This is a genomic window from Bradyrhizobium sp. LMG 9283, assembly GCF_045571415.1.
Taxonomy (GTDB): Bacteria; Pseudomonadota; Alphaproteobacteria; order Rhizobiales; family Xanthobacteraceae; genus Bradyrhizobium.
This window is the reverse complement of the sequence record NZ_CP120691.1, coordinates 1,426,359-1,442,709: the sequence shown is the minus strand read 5'-3', so window position 1 is coordinate 1,442,709 and position 16,351 is coordinate 1,426,359. Positions and strand designations below refer to the sequence as shown.

At 64.3% G+C, this 16,351-nt stretch carries 15 protein-coding genes and 1 pseudogene; 1 reads left to right on the top strand and 15 read right to left on the bottom strand.

Annotated features, from left to right (window positions below):
• Positions 1-122: 122 nt before the first annotated feature.
• The 10 genes from serA to P6U29_RS06785 form a co-directional block, all read right to left on the bottom strand.
• Positions 123-1,712 carry a phosphoglycerate dehydrogenase gene (gene serA, locus P6U29_RS06830; protein ID WP_407116896.1) on the bottom strand — a complete coding sequence of 530 codons (1,590 nt, stop codon included), beginning with the start codon at positions 1,710-1,712 and terminating at the stop codon, positions 123-125.
• Between the two features lie 226 nt (positions 1,713-1,938).
• Positions 1,939-3,111 (bottom strand): phosphoserine transaminase, encoded by a 1,173-nt coding sequence (locus P6U29_RS06825; RefSeq protein ID WP_407116895.1) that lies wholly within the window; start codon positions 3,109-3,111, stop codon positions 1,939-1,941.
• Between the two features lie 79 nt (positions 3,112-3,190).
• Positions 3,191-3,397, bottom strand: coding sequence for a hypothetical protein (locus tag P6U29_RS06820; protein WP_407116894.1), 207 nt, complete (start codon positions 3,395-3,397; stop codon positions 3,191-3,193).
• 157 nt (positions 3,398-3,554) lie between these two features.
• Positions 3,555-4,019, bottom strand: a complete 465-nt coding sequence (locus P6U29_RS06815) for a GNAT family N-acetyltransferase (protein ID WP_407116893.1) — start codon at positions 4,017-4,019, stop codon at positions 3,555-3,557.
• Positions 4,020-4,036: 17 nt separating this feature from the next.
• Positions 4,037-4,627 (bottom strand): glutathione S-transferase family protein, encoded by a 591-nt coding sequence (locus P6U29_RS06810; RefSeq protein WP_407116892.1) that lies wholly within the window; start codon positions 4,625-4,627, stop codon positions 4,037-4,039.
• Positions 4,628-4,701: 74 nt separating this feature from the next.
• Positions 4,702-5,589, bottom strand: coding sequence for an outer membrane protein (locus tag P6U29_RS06805; protein WP_407116891.1), 888 nt, complete (start codon positions 5,587-5,589; stop codon positions 4,702-4,704).
• Between the two features lie 168 nt (positions 5,590-5,757).
• Positions 5,758-6,591, bottom strand: coding sequence for an outer membrane protein (locus P6U29_RS06800; RefSeq protein WP_407116890.1), 834 nt, complete (start codon positions 6,589-6,591; stop codon positions 5,758-5,760).
• Positions 6,592-6,827: 236 nt separating this feature from the next.
• Complete coding sequence (locus P6U29_RS06795; RefSeq protein ID WP_407116889.1) at positions 6,828-8,078, bottom strand: MFS transporter; 1,251 nt, start codon at positions 8,076-8,078, stop codon at positions 6,828-6,830.
• Between the two features lie 272 nt (positions 8,079-8,350).
• Positions 8,351-9,694, bottom strand: coding sequence for a phosphoglucosamine mutase (glmM, locus tag P6U29_RS06790; RefSeq protein ID WP_407116888.1), 1,344 nt, complete (start codon positions 9,692-9,694; stop codon positions 8,351-8,353).
• A gap of 228 nt (positions 9,695-9,922) precedes the next feature.
• Positions 9,923-10,090, bottom strand: a complete 168-nt coding sequence (locus P6U29_RS06785; protein WP_407116887.1) for a hypothetical protein — start codon at positions 10,088-10,090, stop codon at positions 9,923-9,925.
• Positions 10,091-10,204: 114 nt separating this feature from the next.
• Between P6U29_RS06785 and P6U29_RS06780 the strand changes: the two genes are divergently transcribed.
• Positions 10,205-11,341 (top strand): L-lactate dehydrogenase, encoded by a 1,137-nt coding sequence (locus tag P6U29_RS06780; RefSeq protein ID WP_407116886.1) that lies wholly within the window; start codon positions 10,205-10,207, stop codon positions 11,339-11,341.
• Positions 11,342-11,527: 186 nt separating this feature from the next.
• Here P6U29_RS06780 and P6U29_RS06775 read toward each other — a convergent pair whose 3' ends face one another.
• From P6U29_RS06775 to P6U29_RS06755, 5 genes and pseudogenes are all read right to left on the bottom strand, one after another.
• Positions 11,528-12,154, bottom strand: a complete 627-nt coding sequence (locus P6U29_RS06775; RefSeq protein WP_407116885.1) for a hypothetical protein — start codon at positions 12,152-12,154, stop codon at positions 11,528-11,530.
• 56 nt (positions 12,155-12,210) lie between these two features.
• Positions 12,211-13,050, bottom strand: coding sequence for a shikimate dehydrogenase (locus tag P6U29_RS06770; RefSeq protein WP_407116884.1), 840 nt, complete (start codon positions 13,048-13,050; stop codon positions 12,211-12,213).
• A 67-nt stretch (positions 13,051-13,117) separates the two neighbouring features.
• Positions 13,118-13,494: pseudogene (locus P6U29_RS06765) on the bottom strand (sodium-independent anion transporter); the annotation flags it as partial.
• Positions 13,495-13,575: 81 nt separating this feature from the next.
• A complete protein-coding gene (locus P6U29_RS06760; protein ID WP_407116883.1) occupies positions 13,576-15,624 on the bottom strand; it encodes an elongation factor G in 2,049 nt (682 codons plus the stop codon).
• Positions 15,625-15,778: 154 nt separating this feature from the next.
• Positions 15,779-16,261 (bottom strand): DUF992 domain-containing protein, encoded by a 483-nt coding sequence (locus tag P6U29_RS06755; protein ID WP_407116882.1) that lies wholly within the window; start codon positions 16,259-16,261, stop codon positions 15,779-15,781.
• Positions 16,262-16,351: the final 90 nt, after the last annotated feature.

Sequence of the window (16,351 nt, the reverse complement as noted above, 5' to 3'; positions counted from 1 at the left end):
AAAAACGCCGCCTCCGGGCAATGGAGGCGTTCCGCGGGTCGGAATATGTCTGTAGAAGGCTCTAGGAATCCGACTCTGTCGGGTTGCTGTGTCACCTCTCCCCAGCGGGGAGAGGTGAAGGATCAAAACGTCAGCGCCTTGGCCTGCTTGACCTGCGGCAGGGCCTGCACCTTGGCGAGCACGTCGGCAGGCACCACGCCGTCGACCTCGACGAGGGCAATGGCATCGCTGCCGGGCGCGACGCGGCCGAGATGGAAGGTGGCGATGTTGATCTTGGCATCGCCGAGGAGGCTTGCGAACTTGCCGATGAAGCCCGGCTTGTCCTCGTTGGTGACGTAAATCATCGACTTACCGAACTCGGCATCGACGCGGATGCCCTTGACGTCGACGAGACGCGGCTTGCCGTCGTGATAGACGGTGCCGGAGACCGAGCGCTCCTGGCGTTCTGTCGCGACGGTGACGGTGATCAGGCTCTCATAGTCGCTCTGGGCGGCGCGCACGATCTCGTCCACCACCATGCCACGCTCCTTGGCGACGACCGGCGCCGAGACGACGTTGACCTCGCCCAGCATCGGCCGCAGCAGGCCCGACAGCACCGCGGAGGTGATCGCCTTGATCTTCATCTCGGCGACATGGCCCTCATAGGTGATCTCGACCTTGAGAATGCCGGATTCAGTGAGCTGGCCGGCGAACGAGCCGAGCTTCTCGGCGAGCGCGATGAACGGTTTCAGCTTCGGTGCTTCTTCCGCTGTGATCGAAGGGAAGTTGACCGCATTCGAGATCGCGCCGGTGAGCAGGTAGTCCGACATCTGCTCGGCGACCTGGAGCGCGACGTTCTCCTGCGCTTCCGTGGTCGAGGCCCCGAGATGCGGCGTGCAGATCACGTTGGGGTGGCCGAACAGCACGTTGGATGTCGCGGGCTCCTCGACGAAGACGTCGAAGGCGGCACCCGCAATGTGCTTGGAATTGAGCGCATCGACCACGGCCTGCTCGTCGACCAGACCGCCGCGGGCGCAGTTGATCAGGCGCACGCCCTTCTTCATCTTGGCGATCGCGGCCGCATCGATGATGTTTTTCGTCTTCTCGGTCAGCGGCGTGTGCAGCGTGATGAAGTCGGCGCGCTTGAGCAGGTCGTCGAGCTCGACCTTCTCGACACCGATGTCCTTGGCACGCTCCGGCGACAGGAACGGATCGAACGCGATCACCTTCATGCGCAGGCCGAGCGCGCGGTCGGCGACGATCGAGCCGATGTTGCCGCAGCCGACGATGCCCAGCACCTTGCCGGTGATCTCGACGCCCATGAAGCGGTTCTTCTCCCACTTGCCGGCCTGGGTCGAGATGTCGGCCTGCGGGATCTCGCGGGCCAGCGCCAGCATCAGGGTGATGGCGTGCTCGGCGGTCGTGATCGAATTGCCGAACGGCGTGTTCATCACGATGATGCCCTTTGCCGTCGCGGCCGGGATCTCGATATTGTCGACGCCGATGCCGGCGCGGCCGATCACCTTCAGCCTGGTCGCCTTCTCGATGATCTTGGCGGTCGCTTTGGTCGCGGAGCGGATCGCAAGCCCGTCGTAATTGCCGATGATCTCGGCGAGCTTGTCCTTGTCCTTGCCGAGATTGGGCTGGAAGTCGACCTCGACGCCGCGGTCCTTGAAGATCTGCACGGCAGCGGGCGAGAGCGCGTCGGAAATGAGAACTTTGGGTTTGGTCATGGGGATGTGTCCTTCACACCCTCCCCTGGATGGGGAGGGTCGGCGCGCAGCGCCGGGGTGGGGTGAAGCTGCAACAAAGAAAGTTACCGGTGCGCCGTGTGGAGAGATCACCCCACCCCGCCGCACCTGTTTGTTTGAGCATGATCTTGTCGGAAAACCGCAGACCACTTTTCCGGATCATGCTCATCGGTGCGTCGATCCTCCCCCTCCAGGGGAGAGTCAGAACTCACGCCGCCTTTGCGAGCTGTGCCTTGGTCTCGGCAAAGGCCCAGTCGATCCACTGCGTCAGCAGCTCGACGTCCTTGGCCTCGACGGTGGCGCCGCACCAGATGCGCAAGCCGGCCGGCGCGTCGCGATAATAGGCGAAGTCGTAGCCGGCGCCTTCCTTCTCGACCAGCGCCACCAGCTTCTTGGAGAACTCGGCCTGCGCGTCGTCGGAGAGCGAGGTGATCGCGGGATCGGTGAACTTCAGGCACACCGAGGTGTTGGAGCGGATCGAAGCGTCCTTGGCCAGGAAGTCGATCCAGGGCGTCTTCGCCTTCCAGTCGGCGAGCACCTTGGTGTTGGCGTTGGCACGCGCGATCAGCGACTTGAGGCCGCCGATCGACTTGGCCCAGTTCAGCGCGTCGAGATAGTCCTCGACGCAGAGCATCGACGGCGTGTTGATGGTCTCGCCGACGAAGATGCCTTCGTTGAGCTTGCCGCCCTTGGTCATGCGGAAGATTTTCGGCAGCGGCCAGGCCGGCTTGTAGGTCTCGAGCCGCTCCACCGCTCGCGGCGACAAGATCAGCATGCCATGCGCAGCCTCGCCGCCGAGCGCCTTCTGCCAGGAGAAGGTGACGACGTCGAGCTTGGCCCAATCGAGAGCCTGCGCGAACGCGGCGGAGGTCGCGTCGCAGATGGTCAGGCCTTCGCGGCTCGCGCTGATCCAGTCGGCGTTCGGCACGCGCACGCCCGAGGTGGTGCCGTTCCAGGTGAAGACGACGTCGCTCGCAGGGTCGACCTTCGACAGATCGGGGATCTCACCGTAAGCCGCATTGAGCTTGGTGACGTCCTTGAGCTTCAATTCCTTGACGATGTCGCTGACCCAGCCCTCGCCGAAGGATTCCCAAGCGAGCGTGGTGACGGGCCGCGCACCGAGCAGCGACCACAGCGCCATCTCGACCGCGCCGGTATCAGAGGCCGGCACGATGCCGATGCGGTAATCGGCGGGAACCTCGAGCACCTCGCGCGTCAGATCGATGGCGAGCTTGAGCTTGGTCTTGCCGATCTTCGCGCGATGCGAGCGGCCGAGTGCTGCGTCCTTGAGATTTTGGGCGTTCCAGCCGGGGCGCTTGGCGCAGGGGCCGGAGGAGAAATGCGGCACGGTCGGCCGCGAAGCGGGCTTCGCTACAGTCATGATCTACCCTTCCAGATAGTAAGCCTCCCGTTGGGGGGAGGTGTCCCGCCGCGGCTGATACGGGAAACGGGAAGGGCCGTCAAGGAAGTTCCGGGGCCTCACGCGCCAGTGATGGCGTCTCGGGCACGGTATTTGGGGATTTGACGACGGCGAGCGCATTCAGCAAGTCCGTGGCATCGCTGATCAATTGCGCGGCCCTGCGGCGGCTGCCGACCTTCAAAATGCATTTGTCATTGGCCTGCACGACGTAGTCGTTGCCGACCTTGACCATCGAATAGCTTGTCATCGAAATCCCCGAACCGAGCGAGCCCGGTGTCAGACGTCGCGTAGCACCGTTCGTTCCTTCAGCAACGTGAACGAAGGATAGGTAGTTTATCAGCTATTAAGATGAACGAATGCGCGATCTGAATTCGCAGATGGCGCAAGGGCCACGCAGTGCTGCCTCAAAAGCGGACAGTCATGCCGACGTGACTCGCCGTGAATCCGAGCCGCTTGTAGAAGCGTTGCGCATCGATTCGCGTCTGATGCGTGAGCAGTTCGACCAGATTGCAGCCACGCGCTTTTGCTTCTGTCACCGCCCATTGCACCATCTGCTCGCCGATGCCGCGACTGCGACAATCGGAGGCAACGCGAACGTCCTCGAGCAGGCCGCGCACGCCGCCTTGCGAGCTGATGCCCGGCAGGACCGCGAGTTGCAGGCAGCCGACCACCCTGCCCGCGCTCTCGGCAACTACGAGCGTGAGATTCGGATCGCGCTCGACACGCGCGAATGCGTCGTAATAGGAGGCGGGCAACGGATCCTCCACGCGCTCTCGCGCGCGGCCGAGATGATCGTCGGCGAGCATCGCCACGATCGCGGCGACGTCCTCGCGGCGCGCGGGACGGATCGAGACGGCTTCGGCGTTCATGTCAGACAACTCCGGACTCAGCGCGCCGGCGAAAGGCCGAGAAACGCTTCGATTTCGCCGACCCAGCGGCGGACGGACGCATAGCGGCCGAGATCGAAGCCGCCTTCATGCGCGAGGCGGGTATAGGCGAGCAGCGATACGTCGGCGAGCGAAACTTCATTGCCGGCGAAGAAGCGGCTGGTCGATAGATGCTGCTCCATGCGGTCGAGCGCCGCATAGCCGCGCTTGACCTTTTCAGGATCGAGCTCGGAGGCGTCCTTGCCGAGATAGACCATGAGGAAACGGCACACCGCGATGTAGGGCTCGTGGCTGTACTGTTCCCAGAACAGCCATTCGTCCATCTTCGCCGCAGCGAAGGCATCACGCGGAACGAGAATGCTGTCGCGAGCGAGATAGCGGATGATGGCATTGGACTGTGCCAGCGTGCGGCCGTCGTCGAATGCGACGGTCGGCACCTGGCCGGCGCCGTTCATCTTCAGGAATTGTGGCGTGCGCGTCTCGCCCTTGCTTGTGTCGATCTCGATCCACTGGTAGGGCACCGCGAGCTTGTCGCAGACCCACTTCACCTTCAGACAATTTCCGGAATTGCTATCGCCATAGATCTTCATCGCTGCCGCCCCGCTTTCGCCGACAGAGCATCAGGAGGACGCGAAGCTGTCAACCTGCGCGGCGCGCGGCCGCGTCAGAACTTGTAGCCGAGGCCGAGTCGCGCGTTGTTCAGCGTCACTTGCGTGTTCATGACGGGAGAGAATCTCACATACTCATATTCGATACGGGCGAACAGACCGTCCCAGATGCAGTATTCGAGGCCGAGCCCCGCTGTCCAACCCACCGCGTAAGTGTTGGTCCTGTGCTGCCCCAGAGTCCCCGACTGCGCCGGAACGGGGCCCCACGTTCCGAGCGTGGTCGTCGAGTTACCGAAGATATCCGTTGTCGTCGTGTCCGTGCGGAGCCTCACATCGCTTGTCACCGTGCGCGACACGTCCATTCGTCCGACGGCAGCGCCGATGAAGGCATAAGGCATGAAGTCACCGCCGTCCCAACCCACGCGGCCACGGAGCGTCACCATGTCCTTGACCTGCGCCGCCGCGGCACCAGTCAGCGACACGGCATAGTTGTTGGTGATGCCAGGCGCCCGTACCTCGCCGGGCGGGTTGACGATCACGAGCGAGTTCGACCCTGACGTCGACGTCGCCATATTGTTGAAGTGGCTGTAGGTACCTTCGAGACTGAGAACGGCATCGTACCATTGCCAGTTGCGGCCGATGAAGCCGCCGAAATTGACGCTCTGGGTATTGGTCTTGTTCAGGAGCGACCATGTCGAGGTCGGCCCCTGGAGCACGCTGTCGCGGAAGATGTAGTTGGTCAGGCCGACCACGCTCTGGCTGAAATCTGTCGCATCGGCCGTGTAGCCGGCATGGCCGCCGACATAGAAGCCGTCCCAATTGTGCGTCGTCTTCGACAGACCATCGGTGAAGCCGCCGCGCAGCACGGGCAGGTCCGGCATGTCAGCTGCTTGCGCGGCAGACACCGTCCCCAACATCGCCGCTGCCAACACCAGCCTACGCATCACCACGCTCCATCGGACTCGAACTGTTGCGATGATCATCGCCTGTTAACCTTAACCAATGGTTGCGTCCGGTGCTTTCGCCGCCTGCTCGCCATGAAAAATACGCAAAGCAAAACGGCGCGGGATGATCCCGCGCCGTTAAGAGACGTTAAGCGATGAGGCTGCCGATCAGCCCTTCGTGACCAGCGGCGGCGGCGGCATGTAGGCCGGCGGGCTGTTGAGATCCCAGCGCACGCCGAGCTTGACGTCGTGCGAGGTGAGCTCCTTGATCTTGATCGAGGTCGGGCCGGAGGCGCTGTTGTCGAACAAGCGGAAATTGCCGGGTGCCGCGTCTCCGAGATTCATGTAGCTGTAGGCCAGTTCGACAGTGAAGCCGGGATTGACCTTGTAGGCGAGACCGGCGTGAGCGGCCCAGGCGAAGTTCCACTTTCCGTTATCGGCGAAATAGGCGACACTGTTGTTGAGCGCCGGGCTGTACGACACGCCGTCGTCGCGGAAGCCGCTGATCTTGTTGTAGGAGCCGCCGACACCAGCGCCGATGAACGGCGTAATGCACCACCAGGTGCCGAGGTCGACATAGGCGTTGGCCATCACGACCCACTCGGACTTGCTGCCGGTGTAATTGTTGACGCCGACGAAGCCGGGTCCAACGACGTTGTCGCTGCCGTGCAGATTGGCTTTACCGCGGTACTGGCCGATCACGTCGGCGCGGAACCAATTGTTGAAGCGATATCCGACACCGAGATCGAACAGCGGCGAAGAGTCGAAGCCGAGCCCCTCCGTCGTCTTGGTAAACCCAGGCGCCACGTTACCCTCGATGCTCTTGGCGCTCTGATTGGTCATGCCGATGTCACCGCGCAGATACCAGCCGCCGAAATCGGCGGGCGGAGCCGGCGGCGCGTACATGGGAGGGGGCGCGGCGATCGGCATATCGGCGGCGAACGCCATCGACGAGATCAGGGTTGCCGCACCCGCGGCAAGGAGAGACTTAACGCTACGCATTGGCTTCGTCCTTATGGCCGGTGAGGCAAAATGCAGACGCCTCACGTTCTGGAAACTCACGACCCGGACGATGGCAGCAAATGCTTAAGCGCCACTTAACCCTAATTTTTAAGGTTGATTTTTCTCTACCCACCGCGCGCGTCGCGCGAGCGTTGCAAGAATGCCGCGCCAAATGAGCCATCCTCGCCGCATTCCCTAACGATGTGTGAAGCCGCAAAGCGGCAAGAGAGGATGCGTTAACGTAACGGCCGCGGCAGTTTCGGCAGGAACACCGCGAGCAGTCCGATCGCCGGCAAATAGGCGCAGACGTGGTAGACGAACTCGATCGAGGTGTGGTCGGCGAGCTTGCCGAGCGCGGCCGCGCCCAGGCCGCCGATGCCGAAGGCGACACCGAAGAACACGCCGGAGATCATGCCGAAGCGGTGCGGCACCAGCTCCTGCGCGAACACGATGATCGAGGACGTCGTCGAGGAGATGATCAGGCCGATGGCGACGCTGAGCACGGCGCTGGTGTAGAGGCTGGCATAAGGCAGCGCCAGCGTGAACGGCAGCGCGCCGAGGATCGAGATCCAGATCACGATCTTGCGGCCGAAGCGGTCGCCCAAGGGACCACCGAGAAACGCACCCACGGCGTTCGCCGCAAGGAAAATGAAGAGATAGATTTGGCCTGCCTGCGTCGACACGCCGAAACGGTCGATCAGGTAGAAGATGTAATAGCTCGACAGGCTCGAGACGTAGAGCTGCTTCGAGAACAACAGCGCGACCAGCACCAGCAGCGCGACGGCGACACGGCGTGAGCTTGGCCCGCCGGGCTGGGTATAGACGGGCGCAGCCTTCTTCGTCGTGATCTGCGGCGCATACCAGCGGCCGATGCGCCAGAGGATGAGGATCGCGAGGAACGCGATCGAGGAGAACCAGGCGATGCTGTGCTGCCCGAACGGCACCACGATCAGCGCCGCCAGCACCGGTCCCATCGAGGTGCCGAGACTGCCGCCGAGCTGGAACACCGATTGCGCAAAGCCGTAGCGGCCGCCGGAAGCGAGCCGCGCAATGCGTGCGGATTCGGGGTGAAACACTGCCGAGCCGAGGCCGACCAGTGCAGCGGCGAAGAGAATGACGAGATATTGATGCGCGGTGCTGAGCAGCAAGAGGCCTAAGAACGTCGAGGCCATGCCGATCGCCAGCGAATAGGGCTGCGCCTTCTTGTCGGTGTAGTGCCCGACCACCGGCTGCAGCAGCGAGGCCGTGAACTGGAAGGCCAGCGTGATCATGCCGATTTGCGCGAAGTCGAGCGCATAGGTGTCCTTCAGGATCGGATACACCGAGGCGATCAGCGACTGCATGGTGTCGTTGAGGAAGTGCGAGACGCTGATGCCGGCGAGCACGATGTAAGCCGGACCCGCGGCCGCCTTGGGAGCGGGCGCCACGTCGCTGACGACGACGGGCTCGGTCAGCGTTTCCTCTGAGAAGACGACAGGCTTGTTCAAGGCAGCGATCCCGGCGCGGCGAACCGCCGCATTTGCTCATTACGATGCACGTGACGGCGGAACCACCGCCAATCGCAAATGGCTGGGATGCGACGGGGCTCCGGTGTTCACCTCTCCCGAAGGGAGAGGTCGGATCGCATCGCAAGATGCGATCCGGGTGAGGGGTTACGGTCTCACTGATCGCTGCGGCCCCTCACCCGGATTGCGTGCGCAATCCGACCTCTCCCCGCTGGGGAGAGGTGAAGAACCGCGTCCGCGGAAACTGTTGTGCCTCAAGCCGCGGCCTGGCCGAGCGCCAGGACGATGGTGTCCACGATGTCCTCGACCAGAATGCGGTCCTCGCCTTCGCCCATGACGCGGATCACGGGCTCGGTGCCGGAGGAGCGGATCAAGAGGCGGCCGTGGCCGTTGAGGCGCTTCTCGCCGTCGGAGATCGCCGACTTGACGTCGGAATCATCGAGCGGCTTGCCGCCCTTGTGGCGGACGTTCTTGAGGATCTGCGGCAGCGGATCGAAGCGGTGGCAGACTTCGGACACGGGTCGGCGCAGCTTCTGCACCACGGCCAGCACTTGCAAGGCCGCAACGAAACCGTCGCCGGTGGTGGCGTAGTCGGACAGGATGATGTGGCCGGACTGCTCGCCGCCGAGATTGTAGCCGCCGTTCAGCATCTGCTCGAGCACGTAGCGGTCGCCGACCGGCGTGCGCACAAGCTCGAGCCCCTGCCCGTTCAGGAAGCGCTCGAGGCCGAGATTGGACATCACGGTGGCGACGATGCCCGGCCGCGACAGCCGGCCGTCTTCCTTCCAGCTCTGCGCGATCACCGCGAGCAGCTGGTCACCGTCGACGATGTGACCGCGCTCGTCGACCAGGATGACGCGATCGGCGTCGCCGTCCAGCGCGATGCCGATGTCGGCGCGCATCTCGCGCACCTTCTTCGACAGCGCTTCCGGCGAGGTCGAGCCGCATTCCTTGTTGATGTTGAAGCCGTCGGGCTCGACGCCGATCGGCACCACGTCGGCACCCAGCTCCCACAGCGCTTCGGGCACCACCTTATAGGCGGCGCCATTGGCGCAATCGATCACGACGCGCAAGCCGTCCAGCGACAGATCGCGCGGCAGCGTGCGCTTGGCGAATTCGATGTAGCGGTCGTGCACGCCGTCGATACGGCGCGCGCGGCCGAGGCTCGCGCTCTGCGCCAGCCGCTTGTCGAGAGATTCGTCGAGCAACTGCTCGATCTGCCGCTCGACGTCGTCGGAGAGCTTGAAGCCCTGCGGCCCGAACAGCTTGATGCCGTTGTCCTCGAACAGATTGTGCGAGGCCGAGATCATCACGCCGAGATCGGCGCGCATCGACTTGGTCAGCATCGCGACCGCTGGCGTCGGCATCGGGCCGACCAGCAGCACGTCCATGCCGACCGAGGTGAAGCCTGCGACCATTGCGTATTCGATCATGTAGCCGGACAGGCGGGTGTCCTTGCCGATCACAACCCGGTGGCGGTGGTCACCGCGCTGAAACGCAAGGCCTGCGGCCTGGCCGACCTTGAGCGCGAGCTCCGGCGTGATCAGCCCGTTGGCGCGGCCCCGGATCCCGTCCGTCCCGAAATATTTGCGGCTCATATCGTCCCCCAAGGCAACAACAAGGGAATCCCCTTTACAACCACGGGCTGCCCGACCGGGCCCCGCATCCCCTGATGTGCTGGGGGTCCTTATAATGCCATGGAAACCGACTTGGCTTCAAAAAATATGATCAATCATTACGGAACCGGGCCCGGCAACGGCTCAATAACGCCTTGTTAACATTATATTTCGCGCCGGAAGGCCGCGCCAGGGGCGGGGGAACCCGCGCTACCCGGAGCGCTTCACATGGCCGTCCTCGCGGCTCGGCGCCGGCTGCGTGACATTGACCGGATCGGAGCCCGGAAACGTCTCTTGCAATCCCTCTTCCAGCGCCTCCTCGAGATCATGCTTCTCCTTGATCTCTTCCGGCGACGGTCCTGCCTGCGGCCGCTTCATGGCGCCCTCCTGCAAAACGTGCTGCAAACGATTTGGCTGTGCATCCAACCATGCTAGATGACCCCGAAATCTTCCGATGCAAGACTTCCACGTAAGACGGGCCGGGGAAACGACATGAAGCACATCACCTGTATCGACGATCTTCGCACGCTGCATCGGCGGCGCGTGCCGAAGGCGTTCTTCGACTATTGCGACCGCGGCTCCTATGCCGAGGAAACGCTGCGCGCCAACCGCGAGGACATGCAGGCGATCAAGTTCCGCCAGCGTATCCTGGTCGACGTCTCCAAGCGCGATACTTCGACCACGATCCTCGGCGAGCCCTCGACCATGCCGCTGATCCTCGCGCCGGTCGGTCTGCTCGGCATGCAGCACGGCGACGGCGAGATTTATGCCTGCCGTGCCGCCCAAGCTGCCGGTATCCCGTTCACGCAGTCGACGATGTCGATCTGCTCGATCGAGGACATCGCCGCCAATGTCGAGAAGCCGTTCTGGTTCCAGCTCTACGTGATGAAGGACCGCGGCTTCATCAAGGAACTGATCCAGCGCGCGATGGCCGCCAAGTGCAGTGCGCTGGTGCTCACCGTTGACTTGCAGGTGATCGGCCAGCGCCATGCCGACATCAAGAACGGCATGACGGTGCCGCCCGAATGGTCGTTGTCGAAGCTCATCGATTTCGCGACCAAGCCGGCCTGGGTCGCCGGCGTGCTGCAAGGCAAGCGGCGCACCTTCGGCAACATCGCAGGTCATGTGAAGAACACCGAGGATCTCAACCGCCTCGCCGAGTGGACCGCCTCGCAGTTCGACACGTCGCTGAACTGGAAGGACGTCGAGTGGGTCCGCAGCATCTGGCCGGGCAAGCTCATCATCAAGGGCATCCTCGATGTCGAGGACGCCGAGGAAGCCGCCAAGACCGGCGCGCAGGCCCTCGTCGTCTCCAACCATGGCGGCCGCCAGCTCGACGGCGCGCCGTCCTCGATCGAGGTGCTGCCCGAGATCGCCGACGCAGTCGGTGACAAGATGGAGATCATGTTCGACGGCGGCATCCGCTCCGGCCAGGACGTGATGCGCGCGCTGGCGCTCGGCGCAAAGTCCTGCATGATAGGCCGCGCCTATGCCTATGGCCTAGGGGCCGGCGGACAGGCCGGCGTCGCCAAGGCGATCGACATTATCCAGAAGGAGCTGCTCACGACCATGGGCCTGTGCGGCGTCAACCGGATCGACGAGATCGACGATCATGTCATTGCGGTGTGATTGCAGCGACGTGCTGTAGGGTGGGCAAAGCGAAGCGTGCCCACCACGTCTTGCACTACATGCGGATCTATGGTGGGCACGGCGCAAGGGCGCCTTTGCCCACCGTACGATTCTGTGGTTATGGATTGCGGATCTGCGCTGACGCTGCCTGGGACGACAGCGAGTTTGTGGCGCGACTATTCCACATCACATCGGCGGCGTCAGGCCGTCGCGGCCGACGCTGACGCGGTTGGTCTCGAACGAGCCGTCCGGCAATTGCTTCATGAAGGCGATGACCTTGGCGCCGGCCTTCAGGTCGGACTTGTCGCCGGGTACGAAGGTCACCACCGGCGTGTCGTCGGCGACGAACACCTTCTTCTCACCGTCCTTGTACTTGACCAGCAGCGTGTGACCGTCATTGCCGACGACGCTCTCGGCCACCGTCGCGTTGGTCATGCTGGAGTTGGGTTTGAGGTCCCAGGGCCGAGAGCCCTCGCCGGTGCCGCGCATGCTTTCCGGAAACACGTGCACCTCGACGGCGTTCTGGCTGCCATCCGGTCCCGGCACGGTGGTCGCCCCGATGAACGAACCCGGCTTGATGTCGGCGAGTGAAATCTTGGTGATCCCCGACACGTTCACGTCGGAGGCGAGGTGAAGCTTGACCTCCTCGCCGCTGCGCGACTTGACCTGCATGGTGTCGCCATTGACGCTTTCGATGGTGCCGCGCACGCGCGTCGGCACCGGCGCCTTCTGGGCGAAGGCACAGTAAGTCGAGACGGCCACCATCGCGACGGCGATCAGTGGACGAGTGAAAGTTGCACGTTGAACAGTCATGACGATCTCCGATTGTCCCCACGGACAGAGAACTCCGAAGGCCGCGCGCTATTCTCTCAAGTCTTCGTGAGATCGGCCTCGACCAATGCGCGCAGCTCGGCCGTGACCTCGGGCCGGCGGCCGAACCACAGTTCGAAGCCGCGCACCGCCTGATGCAGCAGCATGCCGAGCCCGTCGGCGGTTTTCAGACCGCGCGCCGTTGCTGCGGCCAGCAGCGGCGTCACCAGGGGAACATAGACAAGGTCGGCGACGACCGCCGCTTGTGGCAGGCGTGCGACATCGACATCGAGCGAAGGCTGGCCGTGCATGCCGAGCGAGGTCGTGTTCACGAGAAGTCTTGCGCGCGGCAGCACGTCGTTGATCGCGTCCCACGTCACGGGATGCACGTTCGGCCCGAACTGCTTTGCCAGCGTCTCGGCCCGCGCGACGGTACGATTGGCAACATGCACGCACCTGATGCCGCGTTCGAGCAGGCCGAACACGACCGCGCGCGCGGAGCCGCCGGCGCCCAGCACCAGCGCTTCCTCAGCCGTGTCCCAGCCAGGCGCGCTGGCGTCGAGATTGTTGACGAAGCCTTCAACGTCGGTGTTGGTCGCACGCAGCTCGCCATCCGCGAACCACAGCGTGTTGGCGGCGCCGACGGCCTTGACGCGCGCATCGGGCGTCGACAGCGCCAGCACGGCTTCCTTGTGCGGGATGGTGACGTTGGCACCGACGAAGCCGCGCAGCGACAGCCGCAACACGAAATCGCGCAGGTCCTCGGGCGGAACCGCCTCGATGACATAGCCGCCCTCGATTCCGAGCGTGCGCAGCCAGTAATGATGAATCAGCGGCGAGCGCGAATGCGCCGCCGGCCATCCGATCAGACAGGCTGCGGGAGTTTTTGGCGCGGTCATCTTTCCCTCGGGGTCGTTTCCGAGGCGATCCATTTCGCGTCGCGCCCGCGCTGTCAAGCGCGCGCCGTCAGCTCGCGGCGGCCTCGTCGGCCGCTCGGCCCTTGATGTCGGCGATGGCGCGCTCGAGGCTCTGGCGATAGCGTGCGCGCGGCGGGCTCACGCGATGGGTGAGCAGCGCGCGGCGGACCGCGGGCGAGGCCCCCGTGATGAACAGCCTGATGCCCTGGCGGTGCGCCTTGGCCGCGACCCGGCTGAGCACGTTGGCCGCGGCCATGCGGTGGATGAACAGCACCGCGCCGAGCGCGAAGCCGACCAGGATGCCTTCGGTGAGATCGCAGAAGATCGTGAGCAGGAAGTCGCGAGCAGCACCACGGCATCGCCCCACGACGAGCACAAGAGCGTGGCGAACTCCTGCTTTTCCGCCATGGTCCGAGCCGCCACAATACAGTTCTGGAAACCCTCACCCCACCCTCTCCCCGTGAAGAACGGGGAGAGGGAGTGAGAGAGCGGAGACTCCCAAACGGGTCACGCCGCGTGCTGATGCGCGGCGATGATCTGGTCGGCGGCGCGGCCGGTGACCTCGGCCATGTGGTCGAACTGCCGGGTGAAGCTGCCGGCCCCGGCGGTGGCCGAGCGCAGTTCCACGATCAGTTCGCCGATCTCGGCTTCCGGCATCATGGCGCGGACACAGTCCCAGCCACTCCAGCCGTCGCGGGTGTCGAAGCCGAGGATCTGGCCGCGCCGCGCCGACAGGATCGCGTTGATCTTGGCCGTGGCATCGGTCGGACAGACGATCTCGACCACGTGGATCGGCTCCAGCAGGACCGGCTGACATTGCGGCAGGCCCTCGTTGAGGCCGATCCGCGCCGCGGTGCGGAAGGCAAGGTCGGAAGAGTCGACGCTGTGATAGGAGCCGTCGGTCAGCGTCACCTGCACGTCGGTGACGGGGAAGCCGAGCGGGCCGCGCGCCAGCCCATCGACGACGCCTTCCTCGACCGCCGGGATGTAGTTGCGCGGCACCGCGCCACCCACCACCGTCTCGGCGAACTTGAAGCCGTCGCCGCGCGGCAACGGCCTGATGTCGAGCACGACGTCGCCGAACTGGCCATGGCCACCGGACTGCTTCTTGTGGCGTCCGCGCTGGGTGATCGGCTTGCGGATGGTCTCCTGATAGCCGATCGCGGGCGGGTGCGAGGTGACCTTGACGCCGAAGCGGTCGCGCAGCCGCTCGCCGGCGACGCGTAGATGCATCTCGCCCTGCCCCCACAGCACGGTGTCGTGGGTCTTGGCGTTCTGCACGACGACAAGTGACGGATCCTCCTCGTGCAGCCGCATCATCGCCTGGCCGAGCTTGACGTCGTCCTTGCGATCGGTCGCCGCGATCGAGATCGCGAGCACCGGCGGCGTCGGCTCGATTGCGATCAATGCCGCGGGCGGCGTCTTGCCATTTGAGATCGTGTCGCCGGTCTTCACGGGATCGAGCTTGGCGAGCGCCACGGTGTCGCCGACATCGGCGGAGGCACGCTTGGTGTCATAGGCGCCGTTGACGGCCAGGATGCCAGAGATGCGCCCTGCACCGCCGGAGGACGATTGCAGCGTGGCGCCGTCGTCGAGATGGCCGGCGAGCAGTCGCGTCAGCGACAGCTTTCCGCCATGCTGCGAATGCAGTGTCTTGAAGACGTAGCCGAGTGCGTCCTTGGTTTCGGGAACGCCGAGACGTTTTGCCGTCTCCGCGACACCGGGCGCCTCGTGGCGCAGCGCCTTCATCAGGCGCAACACGCCGTTCTCACGGGCGGCTGCGCCCAGCAGCACCGGGCAAATCAGTCCCTCGCGCAATTCGCGGGCGAGATCGTCGAACACGGCATCGCGCGGCGGCTGGATATCCTCGAGCAATTGCTCCATCAGCGCATCGTCGTGATCGGCGAGCTTCTCCAGCATCGAGAAGCGGGCTTCCTTCTCGCGATCGAGATCGCCGCCTTCGAGCGCGATCACCTCGGAGGCCTTGTGCTCGCGATAGATGAAGGCGCGCTCCAGCGCGAGATCGACGAAGCCCTCGATCAGCTCGCCTTTCCAGATCGGGATCTGGCGCAGCACCAGCGGCACGCGCGAGGCGGGCTGCAGCATCGCGAGGGTCTCGCGGATGCGCTGGCTGGCACGATCGATCTTGTTGAGGAACAGGAAACGCGGGATCTTCAGCTCCTCCAGCTCGCGCAGGATGATCTGAAGCTGCGGCAGCTTCTTCTCGTCGGCCTCACAGACCACGATTGCGGCGTCGACCGCAGGAAGCGCGGCGCGCATGTCGTGGGCAAACTCGACGGAACCGGGACAATCAAGGAAGGTGTAGCTGTCGCCCATGAAACTCGTGGTCGCGGCAGTCAGCCCGACGGTCATCTTGTGATCACGGGCCTCTGGCGTGGCGTCGCCGACGGAAGTTCCGGCATCGACGCTGCCGGCGCGCGGGATTGCGCCCGTTCGCGCCAGGATTGCTTCGAGAAGTGTAGTTTTACCGCTTTGGAAAGGGCCCACCAGCGCAATGCACCGTGGACCTCGGGGACTTCTGACGTCTTGTCCCATTCGCCGCCTCCTTGGTGTGGAGCTCGGCCCATGATTGGGTCGGCAAACATTGATGCTCTGCCCCTCCCTTAGATTTGGCAAGCATCAAACGTCGCTGCGGTGCGTCGTCAGCAAAATCCAGCCGCTTCGCGCGGCGCGATTACACGCAAAAGTGTTAACGGCCCGGACGGAGTTCCAGGCTTTCGAGACCGGCGGCGACGTTGAGACCGACCTGGCCCTGCAAGCTGAGCGGCTGGAGCGCGATTGAATTGTTGGAGCCTCCGACCAGCACGTTGCCGCCGAAGCCGACGCCGACCGAGGCGCTGCCCTGCGCGCCGGCGTAATTGCCGGAGAGATCGCCGGGGCCGAGCCGGTCGACCGGCGCGAACACGCCCCAGGCGAGCGTGGTCTCCTGGGTGATGCCGATGTCGAGGCCCACTTTACGGATGGTCGCGACGTAGCGGTCCTCAGGCAAGCCGTCGGCGCGCAGCACGCAGCCGAGATTGGTCACCGATCCCACGATGAAGCCGACGCTGGCGCCGCCGCGGCATTCGAGCACGCCGACCCGGACCATCCGCTGCTGCTGCGCGCCGCTGCTCGCGACCGAGGCAAGGAGACTGACGGCGGCAAGCCCGGCAAAGATGAACGAACGGCGCATGAATGTCTCCGGCGATGAATGGGATGCGAGCAGGACGGACGCGGCACACGCCGCGCGATCGTCTATGCCACAAGAGTTTTGGCGGTGCCA

Bases quoted from the DNA above. Each gene is read 5' to 3' on its own strand.
- P6U29_RS06810 (WP_407116892.1), bottom strand. From the start codon at position 4,627: ATGAAGATCTATGGCGATAGCAATTCCGGAAATTGTCTGAAGGTGAAG.
- P6U29_RS06770 (WP_407116884.1), bottom strand. From the start codon at position 13,050: ATGACCGCGCCAAAAACTCCCGCAGCCTGTCTGATCGGATGGCCGGCG.
- P6U29_RS06775 (WP_407116885.1), bottom strand. From the start codon at position 12,154: ATGACTGTTCAACGTGCAACTTTCACTCGTCCACTGATCGCCGTCGCG.
- serA (WP_407116896.1), bottom strand. From the start codon at position 1,712: ATGACCAAACCCAAAGTTCTCATTTCCGACGCGCTCTCGCCCGCTGCC.
- P6U29_RS06825 (WP_407116895.1), bottom strand. From the start codon at position 3,111: ATGACTGTAGCGAAGCCCGCTTCGCGGCCGACCGTGCCGCATTTCTCC.
- P6U29_RS06780 (WP_407116886.1), top strand. From the start codon at position 10,205: ATGAAGCACATCACCTGTATCGACGATCTTCGCACGCTGCATCGGCGG.
- P6U29_RS06800 (WP_407116890.1), bottom strand. From the start codon at position 6,591: ATGCGTAGCGTTAAGTCTCTCCTTGCCGCGGGTGCGGCAACCCTGATC.
- P6U29_RS06820 (WP_407116894.1), bottom strand. From the start codon at position 3,397: ATGACAAGCTATTCGATGGTCAAGGTCGGCAACGACTACGTCGTGCAG.
- P6U29_RS06785 (WP_407116887.1), bottom strand. From the start codon at position 10,090: ATGAAGCGGCCGCAGGCAGGACCGTCGCCGGAAGAGATCAAGGAGAAG.
- glmM (WP_407116888.1), bottom strand. From the start codon at position 9,694: ATGAGCCGCAAATATTTCGGGACGGACGGGATCCGGGGCCGCGCCAAC.
- P6U29_RS06760 (WP_407116883.1), bottom strand. From the start codon at position 15,624: ATGGGACAAGACGTCAGAAGTCCCCGAGGTCCACGGTGCATTGCGCTG.
- P6U29_RS06805 (WP_407116891.1), bottom strand. From the start codon at position 5,589: ATGCGTAGGCTGGTGTTGGCAGCGGCGATGTTGGGGACGGTGTCTGCC.
- P6U29_RS06755 (WP_407116882.1), bottom strand. From the start codon at position 16,261: ATGCGCCGTTCGTTCATCTTTGCCGGGCTTGCCGCCGTCAGTCTCCTT.
- P6U29_RS06815 (WP_407116893.1), bottom strand. From the start codon at position 4,019: ATGAACGCCGAAGCCGTCTCGATCCGTCCCGCGCGCCGCGAGGACGTC.